Origin of the sequence: Bacillus sp. I-2, assembly GCF_001974945.1 — a bacterium.
GTDB lineage: Bacteria > Bacillota > Bacilli > Bacillales > Bacillaceae > Bacillus > Bacillus safensis.
Window position 1 is genome coordinate 44,704 of record NZ_LZRW01000022.1, and the last position, 23,003, is coordinate 67,706.

Sequence of the window (23,003 nt, forward strand, 5' to 3'; positions counted from 1 at the left end):
CAGGTGCTTAAGATTGTTGAGGGCTAAACTGTTCTTGATTTTAGCCCTTTGCCTTTTCAGTGTGATAGAGAACCTTTGCAGCCCTAGGAAAAAGGCGAGCACCGGAACGGAGCGAATTTGACATTCGTGAGTACCGGCGCAGAGACCGGCGGGCGAATGCGAGGGTTTGTCTACACGCTGAAACACCTGACGTTTGCCGTCAGGTGTTTCGCTACTCTCTTACATTTTAAATTGTTTAATAAGCTCCCTTAGTTCTTCTGCCATCTGAGATAAAGTGGCAGAGGATGAGCTGATCTCTTCCATAGATGCCAGCTGCTCTTCTGCTGATGCCGCGATATCTTGGAAGCCTGCTGAGCTTTCTCTTGAGAGCTCTTTGATTTGATTCACCGCATGAGAAATATCATTTGAGCCATGCGATAGCTCTTTGGCTGATCCGTTCATTTGCTTCATTTGTTCTGTTATTTCTGATGTTTTATCAGTGATTTTCTCAAAACTTACTTTCGTTTCATCTGTAATGTTTAATCCAGATTGTACTTCACCTGCTACTTGTTTAAACATTTTCTGCGATTTTTCTATTTCCTCCACAATTTCGTTCGTCAGGCTTTCAATTTCTTTTGAAGAGCTTCCTGACTGCTCTGCCAGCTTGCGGACTTCTTCTGCGACAACAGAGAAGCCTCTGCCTGCTTCACCTGCTCGTGCGGCTTCGATCGCAGCGTTTAAAGCAAGGAGATTCGTTTGATCCGCAATACCGTTGATGACCCCAAGAATGTTTGTAATATCCTTTGATTTCTGCTCTAAGCCTGCAATGACAAGCTCTGCTTCTTTTACTGCCTGCTCTATGGTTTGCATTTGACCTGCTGTTTTTTGAACGAGTTCTCCTCCAGCCTGAGCGGTTTTGCTCGATTCGATCGACGATTCCATCATATGAGAGGTTGTGTCGACCATATGCGATAAGCTCCGATCCATTTCGTTTAACTGGACTGAGCTTTTTTCGATCATATCATTTTGATGTTCAGTGCTGTTTGAGAACTGTTCAATAGATGATGTGATATGCTCGGTCGCTTGAGCTGTCTGTCCTGCACTAGCCGTTAACTCTTCAGACGAAGCAGCCACATTTTCAATGGAATTTTGGACAGCTTGAATGACTTGTTTCAGCTTTGCTGACATGTCGTTAAAGCTCTGCGCTAGCTTACCAATTTCATCGTGCGTACGAACTTCAATATGCTGGGTCAAATCACCTTGACTGATTTTTTCAGCCGATTCAGAGAGCTCTATCAGTGGCTTTCGAATCGATTTAATAATAAAATAAATCGCGATTCCGCCCATGGCAATCGCAGCCGCAAGGATGATCATTGTTAAATCGAGCACTGGCTGTGCGGCTTCTTTTACTTCATTCACATACATCGTTCCAGCAAGCTTCCAGCCGGTTGCTTCATTTGTGGCAAAAAACATTTGCTTCGGCTGGCCATTGTATTCATATTCAAAGCTGCCTTCTTTTTTATCATATAGTTTTGAGATGAAGTCACCAGTCAGCTTTGTCCCCGCCTTATCGGTTTTATGGGCCACATAACGCTGATCTGATGTGGCGATAAACGCATAGCCTTCTTGGCCAATTTTGATGCTGTTTGTATCTTTTACAACCGTATTTAATCGTACATTCACCCCAATCACACCAGATCCATCTGCTAACTGTTCTGATATTGTGATGAGCAGGTCATCTGATGACTTGTCAGCAAAAGGATTTGAAATGATGAGTTTCTTCTCTCCCATCGATTGCTGAAACCATGGTTCATTTTTTGCGCTCTTTGCATTACCTTTGTGAATCTTGGAATATTCAGTTAGTTTACCATTTTGATCTGCAACAAATACTTCTACTACATCATCATCTGTTTCCGATAATTGCTCTAATTTCACTTTGAGTAAATCTTTGTTTTTAGCAGTCAATTCTTCCTTTTTGACCGATTTGGATAAATATGAAACCATGTCAATTTTAGGCTGTATATCTTTATTAATGAGTTCGTTTAATTGTTGAACACCATTTGCAGCACTAGACATAATCTCATCATTAAGAGACTTTGAGGCCACTTCATAAGAAAATGCAGCCAATACGAGAATTGGCACTAGGAGAATCGTTAAGAATGCAGTAATTAATTTCTTCGACATCGTAAAGTGCTTAAAAAAGTTGATTTTTTTCATGACTCTACTCCTTTTGATTTATGATTTGTGGTCTTTCTCTTCTATTCTTAGGTAATATGAATTATTTTTCAAGAAATAATGTTCGAAAAACCCAAAAAATAAGTATAATTACCCATTTCTTTTGATTTACTCAATGAAAAAGAGCCTCTAGCTGGAGGCTCTTTTCTTCCTGTCTATTCAACCTTAAATTTGCTAATTAAATCGCGTAATTCTTCTGCCATCGAAGAGAGTGTGGCAGAGGACGAGCTGATTTCTTCCATTGATGCCAGCTGTTCTTCTGCTGAAGCAGCAATGTCTTGAATATTTGCCGAGCTTTCACGTGATACATCTGCAATCTCACGTACAGCCTCTGACACATGTGCAGAGCCTTTTGAAAGCTGGACAACGGTTTGATTCATTGTTTGAAGCTGGTCAGAAATTTCTTTTGTCATTTCGAAAATATTGTGGAAGCTTACTTTCGTTTGTTCAGTGAAGCTTAGGCCTGATTGAACTTCTCGATTCACCGCAGTGAATACTTCCTGTGATACGTCGATGTCTTGCACGATTTCTTTAATCAAATTCTCAATTTCTTTTGCCGAGTTGGCAGATTGAACCGCCAGTTTTCTTACTTCTTCTGCTACAACGGAGAAGCCTCTGCCAGATTCACCGGCTCTTGCTGCCTCAATCGCTGCATTTAGTGCAAGTAAATTCGTTTGATCGGCAATTCCATTGATGACACCGAGAATTTGGGTAATGTCTTTAGATTTACTTTCAAGCGCACTGATGACATTCTCTGCTTTTTTCACGGACTGATCAATGACATTCATTTGAGAAGCGGTTTTTTCAACAAGCTGTCCGCCTTCTCCTGCGATATCTGTTGATTTAATCGATGAAGCAGTAATAGATTCAGCTGATTCATTCATATGTTGAAGACCACGGTTCATTTCCTCTAACTCGACTGAGCTCAATTCGACTTTATCATTTTGGCTTTCATTTCCGCTGGAGAATTGTTCAATGGCTAGTGTAATATGCTCTGTTGCTTTACTTGTCTGTCCTGCGCTGGCAGTCAGTTCTTCTGATGAAGATGCGACATTCTCGACTGAAGTTTGAACGGCTCCAATGAGAGATCGCAATGAGTCAATCATCGTATTAAAGCCTTTACCAACTTGTCCAATTTCGTCATCTGACTGGACCTGAAGCTTATCGCGTAAATCACCTTCGCTGACTTTTTTCGAGAAGCGGGCAAGGTTGGATAATCTTTTTGAAATAGAGCGGACGATAAAGAAAATGAGGGTTCCTGCTACAATGAGTGTGACACTGAATACGATAATGGCTGTATTGAAAACGGGCTTTGCCGCTTCTTCTACTTCAGATACGAGCATCGTTCCACCAATTTTCCAGCCGGTTAATTCATTGGTGACATATGCAACCTTTTTATCTGTTCCTTTGAGGGTATAGCTGCCGCTTCCTTCTTTGTTTTTAAAAATAATGCTGGCCAGATTTTCATTGACTTGACTTCCTGGCTTTTGGGTTGGATCTGCTAAAACGGTTTTATCTTTCTCCATGATGAAAGCATAGCCTTTTTGCCCAATTTTGATTTCTTTTAGTTTTTGGAGCAGGCTGTCAATTTCCATATCAAGACCAATGACACCTGAACCATCTTTCATTTTTTGGGCAATTGTGATAACCATTTTGCCTGTGGATGCTGCTACATATGGTTTTGTGATGACTTGTTTTCCGTTTTCTGCTTTCAATGCCTCTTGATACCATGGACGTTCTCTTGGATCGTAGCCATCTGGCATCTTTTGAACTGGATATTGCATAAACAATCCTTTTTCAGAGCCTGCATAGATTGCGGATACATCTTTTTCATTAATTTTTCCAAATTGCTGTAATTCTTTAATGGTCGCATTTCTATTTTTTTCTTGAAGATTAGACGCTTTGAGCGAGTCTGAAAACAGTGTCACGGCATCTGATTTGTTGCCAATATTCTCATTGATTAAGGTATCAAATGCATTGACCTGACTCATCGCACTGCCCATAATCTGTTTGTCTAGCTCTGTCTTTGATGTAAAAAACGCACTAATTGTCAGTGCCACAGTTGGCAGAATAAGGACGACCAAAAAGGCAATGATTAATTTCTTTGAAATGGATGGTTTTTTGAACCATTGGATCATTTTTCCCATTTTAACTTTCCCCCTTTACTTCTCTAAAGTTATTATCGGATGAAAGGTTTATTTTTAGAGGCTGGAAGGGAGGTTTAAAAATAAAAAAAATATCCAGACAATTCTGGATATCTTTTCATCATCATTTAATTAATTTTAAATTGACTTGTGAGCTCTTTTAGTTCCTCTGCCATGTTGGCAAGTGTCACAGAAGAAGATGTGATTTCTTCCATAGATGCTAGCTGCTCTTCTGCAGAAGCCGCAATGTCCTGAATGTTTGCTGCGCTTTCTCTAGAGACTTGGCGCATCTCCTGCATCGCTTGTGAAACAAGCTTTGAACCGCTCGATAGGTCTATGGCTGTATCGTTTAATTGCGACAGTTTTTTTGACATTCCTTCTGCCGCCTTATAAATGTGCTGGAAGCTTTCTTTTGCTTCTTCTGTCATACCGAGTCCTGCGTTTACTTCTCGATTGACTGCTTTGAACATATCTTGAGATTTAGCAATTTCTAGCACAATTTCTTGGATGAGCTTCTCAATTTCTTTCGCTGAATCTGCAGATTGGACAGCTAGTTTTCTCACTTCTTCTGCAACGACGGAGAAGCCGCGTCCTGATTCACCTGCTCTTGCTGCTTCAATTGCTGCATTAAGCGCAAGTAAATTCGTTTGATCCGCGATGCCGTTAATGACATTTAAAATACTCGTAATATCTTTAGACTTGTATTCTAATTCTTTCATGACCTGCTCTGCTTCTTGTACAGATGTATCAATATGTTTCATTTGGCTCGCTGTGCTTTCAACAATTCGGCCGCCTTGACCAGCAGCTTCTGTTGATTGAAGAGAGACAGCAGCCACTTCAGATGAGGTTTGTGACATATCTTGTAATCCTTCGTTCATTGCCACAAGCTGATTCGTACTAGATTCGACTTTCTCGTTTTGTGCTTCATTTCCATTTGAAAATTGTTCAATCGACATCGTGATATGCTCAGTTGCTTGACTCGTTTGGCTGGCACTTGCCGTCAGCTCCTCTGAAGCCGAAGCCACGTTGTCGACAGATTGCTGTACAGCGCGAATGACGTCACGAAGAGATTCACTCATCTTGCTGAAGCTTCTTGTGAGATCTCCTATTTCATCCTTCGATTTGGTTTCGAGGGTTTCTGTTAAATCCCCTTCACTCACCTTTTCTGAGAAATCAACAAGCCTTCTCAGTCCAATGGTAATCGAGCGAACAATGAAGAAGATAGCGACACCGCCAAGGATAAATGAAGAAATTAAAAGAATAATGGCAGAATTCCAAACTGGCTGTGCTGCTTCTTCTGTTTCTGATACAAACATCGTTCCAGCAATTTTCCAACCTGTTAAATCATTTGTGACAAAAACGATACGTTTTTGTTCTCCTTTATTCTCATAAGTTGATGTTCCTTCTTTTCCGCTGTAAAGGATTGATGAAATATTTCCTGTGACTTCAGATCCTGATTTTTCTTCTGGATGGGCTACAATTTGTTTGCTTTTATTTGCAATAATTGGATATCCTTCTCGTCCAATATTAATTTCTTTGATTTTATCAACAATGTCTTGCACATCAATGTCAATTCCGATCGCTCCCGACCCGTCCTTCAGTCGCTGGGCAATCGTGACCACCATGCCGTTTGTTGTAGCAGAAATGTATGGATTGGTGACAACTGGCTCGCCTTTTTCATCCTGCATCGCTTGCTGATACCAATCGCGTGTTGTTGGGTCATAGCCTTTTGGCATGTCTACTTTAGGAAACTGAATGAAATCACGATTTTTACTCGCTGCATAAAATCCAACTACATCATCTTCGTTGATTTTGCTGTATATTTCAAAATGCTCATACAGTTCGTCCTGGTTTTTCTTTTTAAAGTCTGCAGCAGTTGTTGTTTGAGTAAAAAGTTTCACCGCGTTTTCTTTATTCAAAAGCTTTTGCTCGATCATGTCATTCATATCATTGACTCTTGCTTTTGCTCCGTACATGATTTCATGATCTAATTCTTCTTTGGCAATCTGATATGAAATCGTACTAAGTGTAATGATTGGCAAGACGAGAACAAGTGTGAATGAAATAATCAGTCTTTTGGAAATCGATGGTTTTTTCAACCATTTTATTGCACTTTTCATGTTTTTCCTCCTTTTAAACGATATGTTTTATATCGGACATCTTCATAGTATTTTCATGTTTTTCAAATAAAAAGGATGCTAATTTGTTTATTTTCACAAATTGATTCCTTGCCCAAGCACCCTGCATACGCTAATACAAAAGGGGGCGCTTTTCATATGATTATCCTTTCAGGACAGCCAGTGACAAATGAGCTGCTGGCATCGTTTCAGCTAGAGGGACAAAAGCGGATCATTTTGATGCAGTTACAGGCTTCGAATGATACGTTCCGCTATAGGCAAGCATCTGATTTGTTATTTGAGGTCACTTTAAGATCGAACATTATGAATGCTGCAAGAGATTTGGATAAAAGCGGTGCCTCATTTGCCATCTTTCAAAGGTCGCGTGCAAATGATGCGTTTTGGCGAGTATCGGAAGCGGGAGCACTAGAGCTGCGCTATCAAGTGGAGCCATCTAGAGGCATTAAAGACATTTTTGAAAATGGTTCAAAATATGCTTTTGAATGTGCAACGGCAATTGTCATTGTGTTTTATATGGGGGTCTTGCAAACAGTAGGAGAGGAGAAGTTTAATCGAAGACTTCGCAGTTTAACACTGTATGACTGGCACTATGATACTTTGTCGATTTATACAGAGCGCGGGAATGATTTTATCTATGGGGATTGTTTATATTTCGAAAATCCAGAGTTTAGCTATCAGCAGTCGCAATGGCGCGGAGAAAATGTGATTTACTTAGGAGAAGATCAATATTACGGTCATGGGCTTGGAATTTTAACAGCGGCAGAAATTATCGACAAACTAAATAAGAGAAGACGGCCAGGTGCGGTTCAATCCGCTTATTTATTACCGCAGACTACCCGGATGGATGTCATTTATCTCAGGCAAATGTTTGGCAGCTAAAAAAAGCCTCTTGTCTCTTGGTTATGACAAGGGGCTTTTGTATGCCTTGCGTTTACGATAATTTTGGAGTGTGCCAAGCATCGTGTTCGCAAGGACCTCCATTTCTTCTAAATCTTTTCTTGTAACCGGCGAGTCGTGCCGGCTCCATTTCACGTAGCGAACAAAATAGTAATGACGAATGGGCGTAAGGACAGCAGGAGAATGAGGGAAATCATCAAACCAAAATTCAATCTGGCCTTTTTTTCGGTAGGAATGTTTTAAGATGTCCATCCTGTCACACCACCCATCATGATTTTATGTCTGCGTCAGTTCGTGCATGATGTCTTCAACGGTTAAAATCGAGTGAATACGTCCAACCCCCTGTCCTGCCCACAGAGCCATTTGATCAGGGTTACCGCCGGCAGCAGCTGCTTTTCGCATCGGTGTTGTGCATACATGCTGAACTGGATAAGGAAGAACCCGATCTTCATGCAGGCTTTCATCCTCCATCCACTGATTCACAATACCTCTCGCTCTTTTCCCAGAAAAAAGTCTGGTCACCTTTGTTTCACTGCCTTCTGCCTGTAAAATAGCCTTCTTATATACTTCTGCCGCAGCACTTTCCTTGCTGGCTAAAAACCGTGTACCGATTTGAACCGCATCCGCTCCAAGCGCTAGCGCTGCTTTGACACCTGATCGGTCCGTGATGCCTCCGGCGGCAATCAAAGGCACGCGGCAGACCGGTTTGACATCAGAGATCAGGCTGATGAGTCCCAGCAGAGCGTCTCCTTTTGCACGTAAAAATGTGCCGCGGTGCCCTCCTGCTTCACATCCTTGCAGAACAATGGCCTCCATTCCCTTTTCCTCTAAAAGCAGTGCTTCCTCTTTTGTTGTGGCCGTTCCGATTAAAAAGATCCCCTTTTGTTTTAGGTGGTGAATCGTTTGTTCTTTTGGACAAGCAAATGTAAAGGAAACGATCGGAACGTCTTCTTCCAGAAGAATGTTGATTTTCTGTTCAAAATCATCCCACAATTCTTCTTCGCTTGGCATCCTATGAGCTTCGGGCCATACAGGCAGTCTCTTCTCCCAAAACGCCACATCCTCTTTTTTCACATCTGGAATTGGCTCTGGTACAAACACATTGACCTGAAACAGGTGAGTTGTCAGCTGTTTGACCTGTCTAATCTGCTGTCTCAAATCGTCAGGTTGCACATATCCACTTGCCAAGCTGCCAAGCCCTCCGTAATTTGAAACAGCGGCTGCCAGCTGCGGTGTCACAGCTCCTCCTGCCATTGGCGCTTGGATGATTCCATGTTCGATTTGCAGTAACTTTTTGATATCCCCCATTTATTTCCCCCATCTCTTACTCGTTTGACGACACTTGTACATAAAAATGACGATGCCTCGGCCCGTCAAACTCACAGAAATAGATTCCCTGCCACGTGCCAAGCACAAGATCTCCATCATGAATGAGAACATGCTGAGACGCCCCCATATAACTCGCTTTCATATGTGCTGCCGTATTTCCTTCCATATGGCGATCCTTTGGATGTTCCCACGGAAAAACTTCATCAAGCCGGCGAAGCATATCCCGTTTCACATCTGGATCCGCATTTTCATTAATGGTGATCCCGGCTGTCGTATGTGGACAATAGACGATGACAGTTCCGTTTTGTATGCCTGTATCCCTGACATATTGGAGAACCTCATGTGTGACGTCGATCATGTCATCGCGTCTGTCTGTTTGTACATTGATTTTTTTCATATGAGCTGCTCCTTTTTCACGTTTCTATAAAAACCATACCCTTTTTATGCGAAACAAATCTTCTTATCTAAAGTTTACCAAGCAAAAAAACCTCGTCAAGCAATGCGAGGTTTTTAAGAAAAGTGAACCTTTTTGACTTCAATGGTTCGAATATGGTGGTCTTCAGCATCAATGATCGTAAATTCACAGCCTTCTGCTTCAATCGTATCTCCAATGTCAAAATCAAATTTATGCGTCATCATCCAGCCTGCAATTGTATCAACATCATCATTCTCAATGGCTAAATCCAATAAATCATTTACTTCATCAATCAATGCTTTCCCATCCATCACATAATGGAAATCACCTTTTTTAACGATGTGAGGTGTTTCATCCTGATCATATTCGTCTCGAATCTCTCCGACAATTTCCTCTAATATGTCCTCCACTGTGACAAGTCCCGCTGTACCTCCGTATTCGTCTACGAGCACTGACATATGAATCCGTTCCTTTTGCATCAAAATGAGCAATTCTTGAACAGGGGTGCTTTCAATCACTCGGATCACCGGACGCATTAAGTCTTCAATCGATACATCTTGATTTAGGAAGCTGGCCTTAAATACATCTTTGCTATTAATAACACCAATCACATGATCTTTGTCTTCTTTAATAACAGGGTAGCGTGTGTACCTTTCGTTCAGCATATAATGGGTCACGTCTTCTAAGGTCTGTTCAATCTCTATAGCTGAAATTTCTGTACGCGGAATCATGATCTCTCTTGCCACTCGGTTATCAAATTCAAAGATTTTATTCACATATTTGTACTCAGATAGGTTAATCTCACCCTTCTCATAGCTTTCAGATAAAATGAGACGCAATTCTTCCTCACTGATCGCCACTTCATGTTCTTTGACAGAATGATAACCAAATAATTTCACGATGCTTCGTGCAGCTCCATTTAATGCTTTAATAAACGGGTACATGACTTTATAGAAAAAGATGAGTGGTTTTGCTGTCACAAGGCTGACCGCCTCTGCCTTTTGAATCGCAATTGTTTTAGGCGCGAGTTCTCCCACAACGACATGTAAAAATGTAATGATCACAAACGCGATGATAAACGAAAGGATGTCAGTCAATGCAGAATGAAGCCCGATTTTTTCAAACAGCGGATGCAGAAAATGCTCCACCGTCGGCTCACCCAGCCACCCTAGGCCTAAAGCTGTGATGGTAATGCCAAGTTGGCAGGCGGATAAATATTCGTCGAGATTTGATATCAGCTTTTGAACATGGATGGCTCTCTTATCACCGCTTTCAATCAGCTGGTTGATTTTAGAGCCTCTAATTTTCACAATCGCAAATTCAGTGACAACAAAAAATGCTGTTGCAGCAATGAGTAAAATGACTAAAAATACGTTTAAAATATACAAAAAAACCCTTACCTAACACTGGTAAGGGCTCACCTCCTCTGGCATCAATTAATCATTACGGCCATTTAGGAAGATCATTACAAAACGGAGCAATTCAAACAGGGAGACAAGGGCCGCTGCTACGTATGTCAGAGCTGCAGCATTTAACACCTTGTTCACGCCTCTTTCTTCACTGCTTCTAATGATTCCTTCTGAAACAATGATATCTTTTGCACGAGAACTTGCATTAAACTCGACAGGCAATGTCACAAGCTGAAAGAATACAGCTGCTGAGAACAAAATAATCCCAAGCCCAATTAAGTTAAGGCTGCTGAGCAAAATTCCACCAAGGAAAAGAAGCGGAGCAACACCAGATGCAAAGTTCACGACAGGAAAGATCTTATGTCTCAAAACAAGCGCACCATAGGATTCCTGATGCTGCAAGGCATGTCCAACCTCGTGTGATGCGACTGAAATGGCCGAAATGGAGTGGCCGTAGTACACAGGTTCAGATAAACGAACCACACGCTGCGTCGGGTCGTAATGATCAGTCAAAGTTCCTCTTACCGGTTCAACGGGCACGTCATATAACCCGTTGCGATCTAAAATATATCGAGCGGTTTCAGCACCTGTTTTCATACTGGATGCTTCCACCTTTGAATACTTTTCAAAATTATTCTTCACTTTAAATTGTGCCCAAAATGATAAACCCAATGCGGCAAATGTTAAAAAATAAAAAAACAGCATGCTCATCAGCTTCCTTTTTATTTTATATATTTATTTACAATTTTAATGACTTTTATGTACCATGTACAGCAAAAAGCACTAGGTCTTTTTTAGGGGAATAACCGCACCAATGAAAAAGAAGAACACACCTAAGCAAGCTGTATAAAAGGTCCCTGTACCATAAAGGTCTTGAAAAAAGTGCAGCCATGAAAAATCATTCATAAAATGATTCACAGCATTTAAATCAAACACGAGTAAGATGACAGCTGATGATAAAAAGTGCGCGCCAATAAAAAGAAGTACGGTCTTTTGAACAAACGACATTCGAATTCCCTCCTTCTTCTCCCTTATTTTAAGATATGGGTTCTATTTCAATACATGACGAAGATGAAAAATTGTTTCCTCAATCGGGCATACTGACATTAGCAGTCTCCTGAAAGGAAGAGTCCGATGAAATCAAACCGTATCTTTATCGCTTGGCTAAGGTGGCCACTTTATCTTCGAATTGCCATTATCATCTGTTTCTTGCTTCTCTTTTTTGGACAATTAATCGTTTTACTTGAACCGAAGCAGTATCATACGATCTTTGATGGGATCTGGTGGGCACTCATTACAGTCTCTACGGTTGGCTACGGTGATTTTGTGCCGCAAACCATGCCAGGGCAGGTGGCAGGTATGGCGCTCATTTTTATCGGAGCCAGCTTTGTCACCGCTTATTTCGCCACACTTGCCGCCGCTGTGTTCAGCAAGCAGCACCATTATGTTGAGGGCAAGGTAGCCTTTAAGGGGAAAGGACACCTCATTATCGTCGGCTGGAATGAGAAAACGAACAAACTGCTTCAGTCGTTTCAAACGATTGATCCAGCCATGCCGATTGTGCTGATTGATGACTCCTTGAAAGAAGGGCCTCTTTTGGAAAATGTTCATTTTATTAAAGGACATGGGACTGAAGATGTCACACTGCGTAAAGCCAACATTACCGGTGCAGATGCAATCATGATTACCGCGGATCAGCATGAAAATGAAGTGACAGCCGATATGCAGAGTGTTTTAACCTTACTTGCAGCAAAAGGATTAAATCCTTCGCTATATTGTTTAATTGAAATCTTAACAGATCGTTACGTGAAAAATGCCGAACGTGCTGGTGCCAACCAAGTCATTCATACCTCTGATGCTGTCAATCATTTAATGGTTGAACATTTTCTAATAAAGGAACAGCTTACGGCATTAACAAAAAAACGACAAATGACCTTGCATAAAAACGTCACCATCATACCTGTACCAGCTTCATTAGCCGGAGAAACCTTCTTAACAGCGCTCCATCATTTTTTAGAGCATCATGTGATCATCGTCGGCGTACAAAAAAAAGAAGGACCCATGATGAATCCTCCCTTTGGCTATGAGCTTCATCCAGAGGATGAACTGATCAGCCTTTAAAGCAGTGCGTCTTCTAATTCCTTGACGAGCGAAAAGCCAATCTCAGCATAAGCCTTTGATACATCCCCATCTTTCTCTTTTGGCTCTTGGAATTGGTTAAAGGATGCGCCCACATTTCCAACCATCGCATGATCATCTAACTTGTCTTGATAGACATGCTTTAAGAGAAATGGATGTCCCATTTTCACCACAACACCTGGCTGATCGAGCTGGCCTTTCTCGGCTGTAAAAGGAACTCTGAGAAAGGTATAGCCATCACGGTTATCAATTTTATAATCAAAATACCCGTGATCATAATCCCAGTTCCCATTAATGACATAACCGAGCGGCTTCATCGTTTCTTCTAAATGGTAAAGTGAAAAGCTTTCACCAGGCAGCCTGGATGGTACATGAATCATACGAAACCCTCCTTTTTGTATTAGGGTTCGTTAAAGAGAGGAATTCATACATTTCCTCTCGCGATTTGGACATTGTTTGTAAACGCGGCATCAAATAAGCTTTGATTGGTTGATTGATTCGTCTCGTTATCACTGCCGGAACCTGCTGTTTCCTTCGTAGCACTCTTAGAACAAATGCGTCCGACATTACCAAAGTTCACGATCGCCTGGCCAGAAATATCATGAATATAAATATGATTCGTCCTCATTTTTCACCCTCCTCCATTCATTATTCTATGTACAGAACACAGGAAAGCTTGCACAGGAACCTGAAGAAAACAAAAAAGGCACACCTTTATGAAAAGGTGTGCTCAGACTGTTGACAAAGGGCTAAAATGATCTTGATTTTAGCCCTTTGTCTTCTTTTCAGCGTGATAGAAAACCTTTGCAGTCTAGGAAGGACGAGCATCGGAGCGGAGCGAATTTGACATTCGTGAGCACCGAAGCGCAGAACTGACAAAGAATGCGAGGGTTTGTCTACACGCTGGGCACACCTTTATGAAAAGGTGTGCTTTTTGTTCTTATGATTGTTTTAAACGGCTTTCAAGCTCTGCTTTTTTCTCTTCGAAGCCTGGTTTTCCTAGTAAAGCAAACATATTCACTTTATAAGCTTCTACTCCAGGCTGATCAAATGGATTGACGCCTAGTAAATATCCAGACATCGCACATGCTTTCTCAAAGAAGTACACGAGGTATCCGAATGTATAAGCATCCATCTCAGGAATTGTCACGATAAGGTTCGGTACTTTTCCATCTGTATGGGCAAGCATCGTTCCTTCAAATGCTTTTTTATTGACGAAATCAACCGTTTTTCCTGCTAGATAGTTCAAGCCATCAAGGTCTTGTTCTTCTGCTTCAATTACAAGCTCATGTCGAGGCTTGTCTACACTCACGATTGTTTCAAACAAGTCTCTTCTTCCTTCTTGAACATATTGGCCAAGTGAATGAAGATCTGTTGAGAAGTTAGCAGATGAAGGATAGATTCCTTTTTCATCTTTCCCTTCACTTTCACCGAATAATTGCTTCCACCATTCTGCGAAATATTGCAGGCCTGGCTCATAGTTAATCAGCATTTCAATTGTTCTGCCTTTATTGTAAAGGACATTGCGGACGACAGCATATTGGTAAGCTGCATTTTCAGAAAGCTCAGATGAAGCGAAGTCTTCGCTTGCTTTTGCCGCACCTTCCATCATCTGATCAATGTCTGCACCGCTCACAGCGATTGGCAAAAGACCGACTGCTGTTAATACAGAATAGCGTCCACCAACATCATCAGGGATGATAAATGATTCGTAGCCTTCTTCAGTTGCTAATGTTTTAAGTGCACCGCGTGCCTTGTCAGTTGTCGCATAAATACGTTTTTTCGCTTCTTCAGCACCGTATTTTTCAATAAGGAGCTTTTTAAAGATGCGGAACGCAATGGCTGGCTCTGTTGTTGTACCAGATTTTGAAATCACGTTAATGGAGAAATCTGCATCTTCCAATAGATCCATCACATCTGTTAAATAAGAAGAACTGATGTTGTTTCCAATAAAAATGATTTGCGGTGTCTTGCGCTTGCCTTTTGGCAAAGTGTTATAGAAAGAATGGTTCAAAAACTCAATCGCCGCACGTGCACCTAGATATGACCCGCCGATTCCGACAACGAGCAGGACGTCAGAGTCAGACTTAATTTTATCTGCACTTTTTTTAATGCGGGCAAATTCTTCACGGTCATATTGCTTCGGCAAGTCCACCCAGCCTAAATAGTCACTGCCTGCACCCGTTTGTTCATGAATATTATGATGGGCTACCTTCACAAAATCTTTTAAATATGTAAGCTCATGTTCTTGAAAGAAAGGTAACGCTTTCGAGTAGTCAAATTGAATATGTGTCATCGCTTGTAAGCCCTCCATTACGTTAGTTCTGTCCCTTTCACTTTAGCGGAACTAGCTATTGAAATCAAGTGATCGTCACTGGCATGGCAAAAAGCCGCTTCTCTGGATGAAAAGCGGCAATCTGGATTATAAAGAAGCTTTCAAAATCGCTAGAATATCATCACGGTTAAGTTTCATAAAGTTTCCAAAACCACCGTATTCCATTTCTTTTGCTGCAATGTCGGCAATTTTGTCCAGCTGATCCTCACCAATGTCATAATCAGCTAAACGGCTTGGTGCACCAAGGCTTGTCCAGAAAGCTGACAGTTTGTCGATTCCTTCTAATGCGATGTCACGATCTGATTTTCCTTCTGTTTCAATGTCAAACATGTTCAGCATAAGATTTTTAAAGCGTTCTACATTATGATCGAGCGTGTGGCGCATCCAGTTTGGGAAGAGGATAGCAAGCCCGCCTGCATGCGGAATGTCATAGACAGCTGATACAGCATGCTCAATCGTATGGGACGCCCAGTCGCCAAAGTAACCCATTTGCAGCGTGCCATTTAAAGCAATCGTTCCTGCATAGAGAATCGTTTCACGATGCTCATAGTTTTGTAAGTCTTCCAGCAGTTTTGGTGCTGTCTCGATCACTGTTTGAAGAACAGCAAAACACATCCGGTCCTGTAAAGGCGTGTTTTTCACATTATGGAAGTATTGCTCAAAAACGTGGCTCATCATATCGACCATACCATACACCGTCTGGTTTTCTGGCACAGAATACGTATGCTCAGGGTCTAGAATTGAAAAAGCAGGGTGAGTGACAGAGCTGCCCCACACATATTTTTCATTCGTTTCCCAGTTTGTGATGACTGAATTCGGGTTCATTTCTGAACCAGTTGCTGCAAGTGTCAGCACTGTGCCAAACGGCAATGCTTTTTGAGCGGTTGTTTTCTTTGAAATAATATCCCACACATCACCGTTATACTCTGCTCCGGCTGCAATCGCTTTTGTACAGTCGATCACACTTCCGCCGCCAACGGCTAATAAGAAATCAATGTTCTCCTTTTGGCAGATATCGATTCCCTTTTTCACTGTTGTGAGGCGCGGGTTTGGTTCAACGCCAGACAGCTCAAACACTTCAGCATCTGCTTCTTTTAACGCACTGATGACATTGTCATAAAGACCATTTTTCTTAATGCTGCCGCCACCATATACAAGTAACACTCGTTTTCCATAACGAGCAAGTTCGCTTTTGAGTCCTTCTAGCTGTCCTTTTCCAAACATCAATTTTGTTGGATTATAATAAATAAAATTCTCCATCTGTTGAAACATCTCCTTACAACGAATATATCCAAAAACATGAAAGACTACTGTAACATATGTACACGATGAACTCAAAAAAAGATAACTGCCCGCAAGCAGCTATCCCTTTGTTGTTCAATTATAAAGAAGCGTTCAAAATGGCTAAAACATCTTCTTTGTTCAGCTTTTTAAATTGACCAAATTCACCACGTGCCATTGCACGGTCTGCAATTAAATCAATTTTCTCATCGTTGATGTCATAATCCGCTAAACGGCTTGGTGCACCAAGACTTGTCCAGAAAGCTGACAGCTTGTCGATTCCTTCTAAGCCAACTTCTTCGTCTGTTTTGCCCGCAGGATCTACATCGAATACACGCACCGCTAATTGTTTAAAACGGCCTGGGTTTTCTTGAATCACATGTTTCATCCAGTTCGGGAACAAGATCGCAAGACCGCCTGCATGAGGGATATCATAAACAGCAGATACTGCATGCTCAATGTTATGAGATGCCCAGTCACCACGTGCCCCCATTGAAAGCATGCCATTAAGCGCAATAGTGCCAGTGAATAAAATCGTTTCACGCAGCTCATAGTTCTCTAGATCGTTGATCAACTTCGGTGCCGTTTCAATGACAGTGCGAAGAAGTCCTTCACACATACGATCTTGATAAGGTGTATTTTCTGTGTGATGGAAATATTGTTCGAACACATGTGACATCATGTCAACCATGCCATAAATCGTATGGTTCTTAGGCACAGTGAATGTGTTGACTGGATCAAGAATAGAGAATTTCGGGAAAACTGCTGGACTTCCCCAGCCATACTTCTCATTTGTTTCCCAGTTTGTGATAACTGATCCAGAGTTCATTTCAGAGCCTGTTGCGGCAAGTGTTAACACCGTACCGAACGGAATAGCTTCCATTGGGACGTGTTTGCGTGTCACGATATCCCAAGCATCTCCATCGTACTTCGCACCAGCTGCGATCGCTTTTGTCGCATCAATGACACTGCCGCCGCCAACTGCCAAAATAAAATCAATGCCGTTCTCTTTGCAAAGCTCGACCCCTTTTCTTACTGTTGTTAAGCGTGGGTTAGGCTCTACACCAGCAAGTTCAGTAATTGCAGCTCCTGATTCTTTTAGGATGCTGACAACTTGGTCATAAAGGCCGTTTCGTTTAATACTGCCTCCACCATATACAAGTAATACGTTTTTTCCGTAGTGTTTGAGTTCATCTGAAAGGGCTGATACTTCTCCCTTTCCAAAAATTAATTTCGTTGGGTTCCAATAAGTAAATCGATCCATGTGATCTCCTCCTCGCGCTACATTATGCGCCTCATTCATTCCAAAAGTAAAGTAATTTGCTTTCATCCATTTTCTTACGCATAGTTTGGCTAAAAATCTGCAAAATATAAATGTATTGATGCTGTAGCGAAAGGAGGAATCACGATGAGTGCTATTCAGCGTATTGCCCTCGTGCTCACGATTATCGGTGCTATTAACTGGGGACTAATCGGCTTTTTTCAATTTGACTTAGTAGCAGCGATCTTTGGCGGACAAGGTTCTGCATTATCACGTATTATTTATGGTCTTGTTGGAATTGCAGGTCTTGTCAACCTTGGTCTGTTGTTCAAACCAAGCGAAGAAGCTGTTCGCCGTGACGAGCCAAACCCAGAAGTTCGTTAAATAAAAGGACATAAAAAAGGCTGCCTACATGAGGCAGCCTCAGCGTGTAGACAAACCCTCGCATTCTTTGTCAGGTCTGCGCGCTGGTGCTCACGAATTCTAAATTCGTCCGCAAAAGTAGCCGCCCTTCCTAGACTTCAAAGGTTTTCTATCACGCCGAAAAAGAAGACAAAGGGCTAAAATAAAGATCATTTTAGCCCTTTGTCAACAATCTAAGGCACCGTTTGAAGCGGTGCTTTTTTATTATTTCTTGATAAGGTCTTTACGGTTTGATTGCTCAATCCACTCTTCAAGTTTATCTTTAAGCGTATTGAAACCTTGTGGTGCTGCAGCTTCTTCTTTCACTTGCTGTGGTCTTTGTTTCTTTGGTTTGCTTTCTTTTCTTTCAGGTGCATCTTGTGTCGCACGGATAGAAAGGCTGATTTTACCTGCATTTTCATCAACAGAAAGAACTTTTACTTGTACTTCGTCACCAATTGAAAGGTGCTCGTTGATGTCTTTTACAAAGCCATGTGTTACTTCAGAAATATGCACAAGTCCTTGAGTTTCTTCATCTAATGCAACAAACGCACCATACGCTTGTAATCCTGTTACTTTACCAGTGTAAACACTGCCTACTTCAAACTTTGTCGCCATGATAACAACTCCTAAATAAATGTTTTAATATTCGTTTATACGCAATTAAAAACTATATCACAGAACGGGCAGTTACGCAAAATATTTTTTAAATGGGTTTAGATGAGAACAAAAGGGGGAATACCTGAAAACAAGAATGCTTTCTAGTATTCCCCCCTAATTTGTGAGGCATGAGTCCATTTGGATTGATGCCTTTTTTTATTTTAAAATGGCTGATGCTTCTTCCTTCACTTGTCGAGCCTGCAAAAAGCGCTGAATTCTTGAAAGTGATTCCTGAAGATGATCAAGTGACGAAGCATATGAACAGCGGATATGGCCCTCACCGCTCGGTCCGAATACATTCCCAGGAACAACGGCCACTTTTTCGCTTAGGAGCAGCTCCTCAGCAAATTGTTCTGACGTCATGCCTGTGCTTTTAATCGATGGGAATGCGTAAAACGCTCCGTTTGGCTGGTGGCATGTGAGTCCTAGTTCATTTAAGGAGCCGACAAACAAATTACGGCGCCTTCTGTAGCTTTTCTTCATTTTCTCTACATCTTCAAGCCCATTTTTTAATGCTTCTTCTGCCGCATATTGTGCCATCGCCGGTGCGCACATCATAGAATATTGATGTATTTTCAGCATGGCATCCCGCAATACAGGTGGTGCTGCCACATATCCTAAACGCCAGCCCGTCATGGCAAAACCTTTAGAAAAGCCTGAAATCAAGATCGTTCTTTCCTTCATATCTTGAATGGCCGCGACGCTTGTAAAAGCTTCATCGTACGTCAGCTCTGCATAAATCTCATCCGTAATAATGAGCAGGTCATGCTCTTTCGCAAATTGAGCAATATCTTCAAGCTCTTCCTTTGAATAAACAGACCCAGTCGGATTTGATGGCGAGCAAAGCAAAATAGCTTTTGTCTTCGGCGTCAGCTTCGTACGAAGATCCGCAGAATCTGCTTTGAAATCTTTTTCAGCGGATGTACTTAAATAGACAGGCACTCCGCCTGCAAGTGTCGTAAGTGCCCCGTATGCTACGAAGCAAGGCTCTGGAATGATCACTTCATCCCCGCTGTTTAAAATCGCACGAAAGGCCAAATCAAGTGCCTGGCTTCCGCCAACTGTGATAATCAGTTCTTCTTCTGGACTGTAGTTAATGTGAAACCGCTTATATAAATAGTGGCTCAGTTCTTTTCGCAAAGAAATTAAACCTGCATTCGCCGTATAAGAGGTCAGCCCTTGTTCTAATGACATAATACTTGCCTCTCTGACATTCCAAGCTGTCACGAAATCTGGCTCGCCGACACCAAGGGAGATAACCCCTTCCATTGTGGCAGCCAAATCAAAGAATTTCCGAATACCTGACGGCTGAATGCTTTGTACCGTTTCAGATAAATAAGACTTTTTCATTTAAGGAGACACCACGATTCTTTTGTCATCGTCTCCTGTTTCAAACACTTTCCCATCATGTTTATATCTTTTCAAAATAAAGTGGGTAGTTGTTGAAACAACGGAATCAAGTGTCGATAATTTTTCAGATACGAAGCGGGCAATATCAGACATTGATCTTCCGCGAATCACAACGGAAAGATCGTAAACACCTGACATGAGATAGACAGACTCCACTTCCTGAAACCGATAAATCCGTTCAGCAATTTCATCGAATCCGACGCCTCTTTTTGGTGTCACTTTAACATCAATCATTGCTGTAACGCCTTCATGACCATCCACTTTTCGCCAGTCAATCATGGTTGAATAATCAATAATGACTTTTTGATCTTCAAGTTTTTGAATGATGGCTTCGGCTTCTTCTGTTGTCACGCCTGCCATTTTTGCAATTGTATTTAAATCGGCGCGGCTGTTTTCATCTAAAATCTCTAATATTTCAGTTTCTTTTTCTGTTAGTTTCATTTGATTTCACACCTCAGATTATAAAAGCTAGTTTTAAAAAATCTTCTGAACATTATAGCACGTTTTTCCCATTATGCTAAGCAGGGAAAAGATTCTAATGATAGCTTAAAATCCACTTTTTAGGGTACAATACAGTCACCTAACAGAGAGAGTATCTAGTATCGGAGTGAAGAATGTGGACATTGTTCAGCCAGCTTATATGAAAAGTACATTCGGTTTAGATATCTATTACGAGCACTATCCAAATGAAGGCAAGAAGACATTGATCTTAATTCACGGTCTCTTCTCTTCTACCTTCAGCTATCGAAAGCTCATCCCGCTTCTGAAACAGGATTTCAATTTAATTGCAATCGATCTGCCGCCATTTGGACAGTCCGAGAAGTCGAATACGTTTATTTACAGCTATCGCAACATGGGAAAAATTATTATAGAGCTAGCTGGTTATTTACAGATTCAGCATGCGATTCTAGTGGGTCATTCAATGGGTGGACAGATCGCCTTATATGCTGCATCTGAACGGCCGGATCTATTTGAAAAGGCGGTTCTATTGTGCAGCTCAGGCTATTTGAATAAGTCAAAAAGATCACTTGTTTACAGCACATATATTCCTTATTTTTATCTGTATCTAAAAAGAAAGCTTTTAAAGCAGGGCATTATGAAAAATTTAACAGCCGTTGTACATGATCATTCCATCATTGATCAAGAGATGGTCGACGGCTATTTAAAGCCGTTTTCAGATGATCAAATCTTTCGGGGGATATTTCGTTTGATTCGGCACCGGGAAGGAGATTTAACCTCGGACGTTTTAAAGAAAATGGAAACACCCGTGCTGCTCATTTGGGGCGAGGAAGATCGAATCGTTCCCATTCAAATAGGCGAAAGACTGCACAAAGATCTGCCTAATTCGACCTTACATGCATTAAAAAAAACCGGGCACCTCATTCCTGAGGAAAATCCGGTCTTTGTGTCTGATCAAATCGGACATTTCAGCCTGTCTTAGCGTGAACAGGAGCTGCTGTCTCGTATGACAAAAAGCTGATTCGCTGTATGCTGACAGCTCTCTATCGGAAGAAGCTGTTCAAATGAGTGATGGTAGATGGCTTGAATCTCTTTTGCTAAAGATAACGGGTCTTCTGCGTCGTATAATGCACTGATGACGTCAGCAGGCTCCGTTTCATAAAAATCCTCTCCATAATGAAAAGGGTCCCATGCCTTAATAAATTGAATCATCTCTTCTACAGCTTGACTATCTTTCATCGGTATCACCGCTTATAATAAATTTTGTGATGTTTATTTTAGCACAACCAAGAATGGTTGAAAAACAGCTAGAGGTGGGTTTCATGAATTTCGACGAACAAATCATACGTAAAGGTTCAAAATCAGTGAAATGGGATCAAGCAGAGTCTTTGTTCCTGACAACAGATGCCCTCCCGATGTGGGTGGCTGATATGGATTTTAAAGCTCCGCAGGTCGTCCTTGATGCATTGAAAGAGCGATTAGATCACGGTGTATTTGGCTATGCATTTCAGGATCAGGATACGCAGCAGGCAGTCGCTGGCTGGCTCAAAAGAAGACATGGATGGACAATCCAGACAGATGCCGTCACCTTCACACCAGGAATTGTAACGGCACTTAGTTTTGCTGTTCAAGCCTTTACAGCACCGCACGACGAAGTAGTTATACAGTCACCAGTGTATACACCTTTTTATCAAATGATTGAACGAAATGGACGTACAGTCTCAACCAATCCTTTAAAAATAGAAAACAACCGCTATATGATGGATTTTGATGATTTAGAGAAAAAACTGAGCAGACCACAAGCAAAGCTCATGTTCCTTTGCCATCCGCATAATCCGTCCGGAAGAGCATGGTCAAAAGAGGTATTAAAGCGAGTCGGAGACCTATGTGTAAAGCATGGAGTCACAGTCGTTTCAGATGAGATTCACTCGGATTTGATGCTTTACGGGAAGCAGCATGTGCCCTTCGCCAGCCTTTCTGACGACATTGCACATATCACGGTAACGTGTATTGCGCCGAGTAAAACCTTTAATCTAGCGGGGCTCCAGGCATCTGCTATTATCATTTCAGATGAAGAAAAAAGAACCCTTTTCAACAATGAAGTGCAAAGAAACGGACTGTCCAAACTGAATGCCTTTGCGATTCCAGCGATGGAAGCAGCATACCGCCACGGGGATGAGTGGCTCGATGCCCTTGTTCTTTATCTCGAAGGCAATATGAAGACGGCGATGGACTATATCGACGAAAATCTTCCAAATATGCGTTATATGAAACCAGATGCTTCTTATTTATTGTGGCTGGACATTCGGGATTATCAATTCAGTCAAGCGGAATTGAAACGGAATCTGCTGAAAAAAGGGAAAGTGATCCTAGAGCTTGGTCACGTGTACGGACCCGAAGGAGACGGCTTTATTCGGATGAATCTCGGCTGTCCTGCTGCAACAGTCAGAGAAGGACTGAAACGTCTCCACCAAGCGTTCACGCTATCAGCTGAATAAGACCTATACGAT

23 protein-coding genes and 2 pseudogenes are annotated in these 23,003 nt (G+C 41.7%); 5 read left to right on the forward strand and 20 right to left on the reverse strand.

What is annotated here, in order from left to right:
* Positions 1 to 219: 219 nt before the first annotated feature.
* From BAE31_RS06580 to BAE31_RS20145, 5 genes and pseudogenes are all read right to left on the reverse strand, one after another.
* Complete coding sequence (locus BAE31_RS06580) at positions 220 to 2,196, reverse strand: methyl-accepting chemotaxis protein (RefSeq protein ID WP_076839895.1); 1,977 nt, start codon at positions 2,194 to 2,196, stop codon at positions 220 to 222.
* 173 nt (positions 2,197 to 2,369) lie between these two features.
* Complete coding sequence (locus BAE31_RS20130) at positions 2,370 to 3,320, reverse strand: methyl-accepting chemotaxis protein (RefSeq protein WP_390892037.1); 951 nt, start codon at positions 3,318 to 3,320, stop codon at positions 2,370 to 2,372.
* Positions 3,315 to 4,361 (reverse strand): annotated as a pseudogene (locus BAE31_RS20135) (HAMP domain-containing protein); the annotation flags it as partial. The pseudogene BAE31_RS20135 and the gene BAE31_RS20130, both read right to left, overlap by 6 nt.
* Positions 4,362 to 4,486: 125 nt before the next feature.
* Positions 4,487 to 5,437 (reverse strand): methyl-accepting chemotaxis protein, encoded by a 951-nt coding sequence (locus BAE31_RS20140; protein WP_373272901.1) that lies wholly within the window; start codon positions 5,435 to 5,437, stop codon positions 4,487 to 4,489.
* Positions 5,429 to 6,478: pseudogene (locus BAE31_RS20145) on the reverse strand (cache domain-containing protein); the annotation flags it as partial. The pseudogene BAE31_RS20145 and the gene BAE31_RS20140, both read right to left, overlap by 9 nt.
* Positions 6,479 to 6,634: 156 nt before the next feature.
* Between BAE31_RS20145 and BAE31_RS06595 the strand changes: the two are divergent.
* Positions 6,635 to 7,375 carry a protein-glutamine gamma-glutamyltransferase gene (locus BAE31_RS06595; protein WP_076839898.1) on the forward strand — a complete coding sequence of 247 codons (741 nt, stop codon included), beginning with the start codon at positions 6,635 to 6,637 and terminating at the stop codon, positions 7,373 to 7,375.
* A 21-nt stretch (positions 7,376 to 7,396) separates the two neighbouring features.
* Here the strand turns inward: BAE31_RS06595 and BAE31_RS06600 are convergent, their stop codons facing one another.
* The 6 genes from BAE31_RS06600 to BAE31_RS06625 all read right to left on the reverse strand — a co-directional run bounded on the left by BAE31_RS06600 (position 7,397) and on the right by BAE31_RS06625 (position 11,554).
* On the reverse strand, positions 7,397 to 7,645 hold the full coding sequence (locus tag BAE31_RS06600) for a hypothetical protein (protein ID WP_024423284.1): 249 nt from the start codon (positions 7,643 to 7,645) through the stop codon (positions 7,397 to 7,399).
* A gap of 24 nt (positions 7,646 to 7,669) precedes the next feature.
* Positions 7,670 to 8,701 (reverse strand): nitronate monooxygenase, encoded by a 1,032-nt coding sequence (locus tag BAE31_RS06605; RefSeq protein ID WP_076839900.1) that lies wholly within the window; start codon positions 8,699 to 8,701, stop codon positions 7,670 to 7,672.
* 16 nt (positions 8,702 to 8,717) lie between these two features.
* The gene (locus tag BAE31_RS06610; protein WP_076839901.1) at positions 8,718 to 9,119 is read right to left on the reverse strand and encodes a secondary thiamine-phosphate synthase enzyme YjbQ; all 402 of its coding nucleotides are present in this window, start codon (positions 9,117 to 9,119) and stop codon (positions 8,718 to 8,720) included.
* 113 nt (positions 9,120 to 9,232) lie between these two features.
* Complete coding sequence (locus BAE31_RS06615) at positions 9,233 to 10,525, reverse strand: hemolysin family protein (RefSeq protein WP_076839903.1); 1,293 nt, start codon at positions 10,523 to 10,525, stop codon at positions 9,233 to 9,235.
* A gap of 48 nt (positions 10,526 to 10,573) precedes the next feature.
* Positions 10,574 to 11,248: a zinc metallopeptidase gene (locus BAE31_RS06620; RefSeq protein ID WP_024423288.1), complete on the reverse strand. Its 675-nt coding sequence runs from the start codon at positions 11,246 to 11,248 to the stop codon at positions 10,574 to 10,576.
* Positions 11,249 to 11,329: 81 nt separating this feature from the next.
* Entirely contained in the window at positions 11,330 to 11,554 is a 225-nt protein-coding gene (locus BAE31_RS06625; RefSeq protein ID WP_041107610.1) for a YuzI family membrane protein, read from the reverse strand.
* Between the two features lie 126 nt (positions 11,555 to 11,680).
* Between BAE31_RS06625 and BAE31_RS06630 the strand changes: the two genes are divergently transcribed.
* Positions 11,681 to 12,667 (forward strand): potassium channel family protein, encoded by a 987-nt coding sequence (locus BAE31_RS06630; RefSeq protein WP_041107611.1) that lies wholly within the window; start codon positions 11,681 to 11,683, stop codon positions 12,665 to 12,667.
* Here the strand turns inward: BAE31_RS06630 and BAE31_RS06635 are convergent.
* The 5 genes from BAE31_RS06635 to BAE31_RS06655 form a co-directional block, all read right to left on the reverse strand.
* Complete coding sequence (locus BAE31_RS06635) at positions 12,664 to 13,065, reverse strand: YugN-like family protein (protein WP_024423291.1); 402 nt, start codon at positions 13,063 to 13,065, stop codon at positions 12,664 to 12,666. The two genes, BAE31_RS06630 and BAE31_RS06635, sit on opposite strands and share 4 nt — an antisense overlap.
* A gap of 44 nt (positions 13,066 to 13,109) precedes the next feature.
* Positions 13,110 to 13,313: a spore germination protein gene (locus tag BAE31_RS06640; protein WP_226015519.1), complete on the reverse strand. Its 204-nt coding sequence runs from the start codon at positions 13,311 to 13,313 to the stop codon at positions 13,110 to 13,112.
* 312 nt (positions 13,314 to 13,625) lie between these two features.
* Entirely contained in the window at positions 13,626 to 14,981 is a 1,356-nt protein-coding gene (locus BAE31_RS06645; protein WP_041107612.1) for a glucose-6-phosphate isomerase, read from the reverse strand.
* A gap of 126 nt (positions 14,982 to 15,107) precedes the next feature.
* On the reverse strand, positions 15,108 to 16,280 hold the full coding sequence (locus tag BAE31_RS06650) for an iron-containing alcohol dehydrogenase (RefSeq protein ID WP_076839904.1): 1,173 nt from the start codon (positions 16,278 to 16,280) through the stop codon (positions 15,108 to 15,110).
* A gap of 121 nt (positions 16,281 to 16,401) precedes the next feature.
* Positions 16,402 to 17,565, reverse strand: coding sequence for an iron-containing alcohol dehydrogenase (locus BAE31_RS06655; RefSeq protein ID WP_041107614.1), 1,164 nt, complete (start codon positions 17,563 to 17,565; stop codon positions 16,402 to 16,404).
* 144 nt (positions 17,566 to 17,709) lie between these two features.
* Between BAE31_RS06655 and BAE31_RS06660 the strand changes: the two genes are divergently transcribed.
* Entirely contained in the window at positions 17,710 to 17,946 is a 237-nt protein-coding gene (locus tag BAE31_RS06660) for a DUF378 domain-containing protein (RefSeq protein WP_003212952.1), read from the forward strand.
* Positions 17,947 to 18,189: 243 nt separating this feature from the next.
* Here the strand turns inward: BAE31_RS06660 and yugI are convergent, their stop codons facing one another.
* The 3 genes from yugI to BAE31_RS06675 all read right to left on the reverse strand — a co-directional run bounded on the left by yugI (position 18,190) and on the right by BAE31_RS06675 (position 20,475).
* A complete protein-coding gene (gene yugI, locus BAE31_RS06665; protein ID WP_007500519.1) occupies positions 18,190 to 18,582 on the reverse strand; it encodes a S1 domain-containing post-transcriptional regulator GSP13 in 393 nt (130 codons plus the stop codon).
* Positions 18,583 to 18,780: 198 nt separating this feature from the next.
* A complete protein-coding gene (locus BAE31_RS06670) occupies positions 18,781 to 19,974 on the reverse strand; it encodes an aminotransferase (RefSeq protein WP_041107615.1) in 1,194 nt (397 codons plus the stop codon).
* A complete protein-coding gene (locus BAE31_RS06675; RefSeq protein WP_003213765.1) occupies positions 19,975 to 20,475 on the reverse strand; it encodes an Lrp/AsnC family transcriptional regulator in 501 nt (166 codons plus the stop codon).
* Positions 20,476 to 20,650: 175 nt separating this feature from the next.
* Here BAE31_RS06675 and BAE31_RS06680 point away from each other — a divergent pair, with 175 nt between their 5' ends.
* Complete coding sequence (locus BAE31_RS06680; protein ID WP_041107616.1) at positions 20,651 to 21,475, forward strand: alpha/beta fold hydrolase; 825 nt, start codon at positions 20,651 to 20,653, stop codon at positions 21,473 to 21,475.
* Here BAE31_RS06680 and BAE31_RS06685 read toward each other — a convergent pair.
* The gene (locus tag BAE31_RS06685; RefSeq protein ID WP_041107617.1) at positions 21,472 to 21,732 is read right to left on the reverse strand and encodes a YugE family protein; all 261 of its coding nucleotides are present in this window, start codon (positions 21,730 to 21,732) and stop codon (positions 21,472 to 21,474) included. The two genes, BAE31_RS06680 and BAE31_RS06685, sit on opposite strands and share 4 nt — an antisense overlap.
* A gap of 83 nt (positions 21,733 to 21,815) precedes the next feature.
* On the opposite strand from BAE31_RS06685, the gene BAE31_RS06690 reads away from it, so the two are divergent.
* Positions 21,816 to 22,991, forward strand: a complete 1,176-nt coding sequence (locus BAE31_RS06690; RefSeq protein ID WP_076839906.1) for a MalY/PatB family protein — start codon at positions 21,816 to 21,818, stop codon at positions 22,989 to 22,991.
* Positions 22,992 to 23,003 lie beyond the last annotated feature (12 nt).

What these genes read in the sequence shown, in the direction of transcription:
- BAE31_RS06645 (WP_041107612.1), bottom strand. Translation starts at nt 14,981, where the DNA reads ATGACACATATTCAATTTGACTACTCGAAAGCGTTACCTTTCTTTCAA.
- BAE31_RS06640 (WP_226015519.1), bottom strand. Translation starts at nt 13,313, where the DNA reads ATGAGGACGAATCATATTTATATTCATGATATTTCTGGCCAGGCGATC.
- BAE31_RS06655 (WP_041107614.1), bottom strand. Translation starts at nt 17,565, where the DNA reads ATGGATCGATTTACTTATTGGAACCCAACGAAATTAATTTTTGGAAAG.
- BAE31_RS06685 (WP_041107617.1), bottom strand. Translation starts at nt 21,732, where the DNA reads ATGAAAGATAGTCAAGCTGTAGAAGAGATGATTCAATTTATTAAGGCA.
- BAE31_RS06650 (WP_076839904.1), bottom strand. Translation starts at nt 16,280, where the DNA reads ATGGAGAATTTTATTTATTATAATCCAACAAAATTGATGTTTGGAAAA.
- BAE31_RS06635 (WP_024423291.1), bottom strand. Translation starts at nt 13,065, where the DNA reads ATGATTCATGTACCATCCAGGCTGCCTGGTGAAAGCTTTTCACTTTAC.
- BAE31_RS20130 (WP_390892037.1), bottom strand. Translation starts at nt 3,320, where the DNA reads ATGATTGACTCATTGCGATCTCTCATTGGAGCCGTTCAAACTTCAGTC.
- BAE31_RS20140 (WP_373272901.1), bottom strand. Translation starts at nt 5,437, where the DNA reads ATGAGTGAATCTCTTCGTGACGTCATTCGCGCTGTACAGCAATCTGTC.
- BAE31_RS06600 (WP_024423284.1), bottom strand. Translation starts at nt 7,645, where the DNA reads ATGGACATCTTAAAACATTCCTACCGAAAAAAAGGCCAGATTGAATTT.
- BAE31_RS06610 (WP_076839901.1), bottom strand. Translation starts at nt 9,119, where the DNA reads ATGAAAAAAATCAATGTACAAACAGACAGACGCGATGACATGATCGAC.
- BAE31_RS06580 (WP_076839895.1), bottom strand. Translation starts at nt 2,196, where the DNA reads ATGAAAAAAATCAACTTTTTTAAGCACTTTACGATGTCGAAGAAATTA.
- BAE31_RS06630 (WP_041107611.1), top strand. Translation starts at nt 11,681, where the DNA reads ATGAAATCAAACCGTATCTTTATCGCTTGGCTAAGGTGGCCACTTTAT.
- BAE31_RS06605 (WP_076839900.1), bottom strand. Translation starts at nt 8,701, where the DNA reads ATGGGGGATATCAAAAAGTTACTGCAAATCGAACATGGAATCATCCAA.
- BAE31_RS06660 (WP_003212952.1), top strand. Translation starts at nt 17,710, where the DNA reads ATGAGTGCTATTCAGCGTATTGCCCTCGTGCTCACGATTATCGGTGCT.
- BAE31_RS06625 (WP_041107610.1), bottom strand. Translation starts at nt 11,554, where the DNA reads ATGTCGTTTGTTCAAAAGACCGTACTTCTTTTTATTGGCGCGCACTTT.
- BAE31_RS06670 (WP_041107615.1), bottom strand. Translation starts at nt 19,974, where the DNA reads ATGAAAAAGTCTTATTTATCTGAAACGGTACAAAGCATTCAGCCGTCA.
- BAE31_RS06675 (WP_003213765.1), bottom strand. Translation starts at nt 20,475, where the DNA reads ATGAAACTAACAGAAAAAGAAACTGAAATATTAGAGATTTTAGATGAA.
- yugI (WP_007500519.1), bottom strand. Translation starts at nt 18,582, where the DNA reads ATGGCGACAAAGTTTGAAGTAGGCAGTGTTTACACTGGTAAAGTAACA.
- BAE31_RS06595 (WP_076839898.1), top strand. Translation starts at nt 6,635, where the DNA reads ATGATTATCCTTTCAGGACAGCCAGTGACAAATGAGCTGCTGGCATCG.
- BAE31_RS06690 (WP_076839906.1), top strand. Translation starts at nt 21,816, where the DNA reads ATGAATTTCGACGAACAAATCATACGTAAAGGTTCAAAATCAGTGAAA.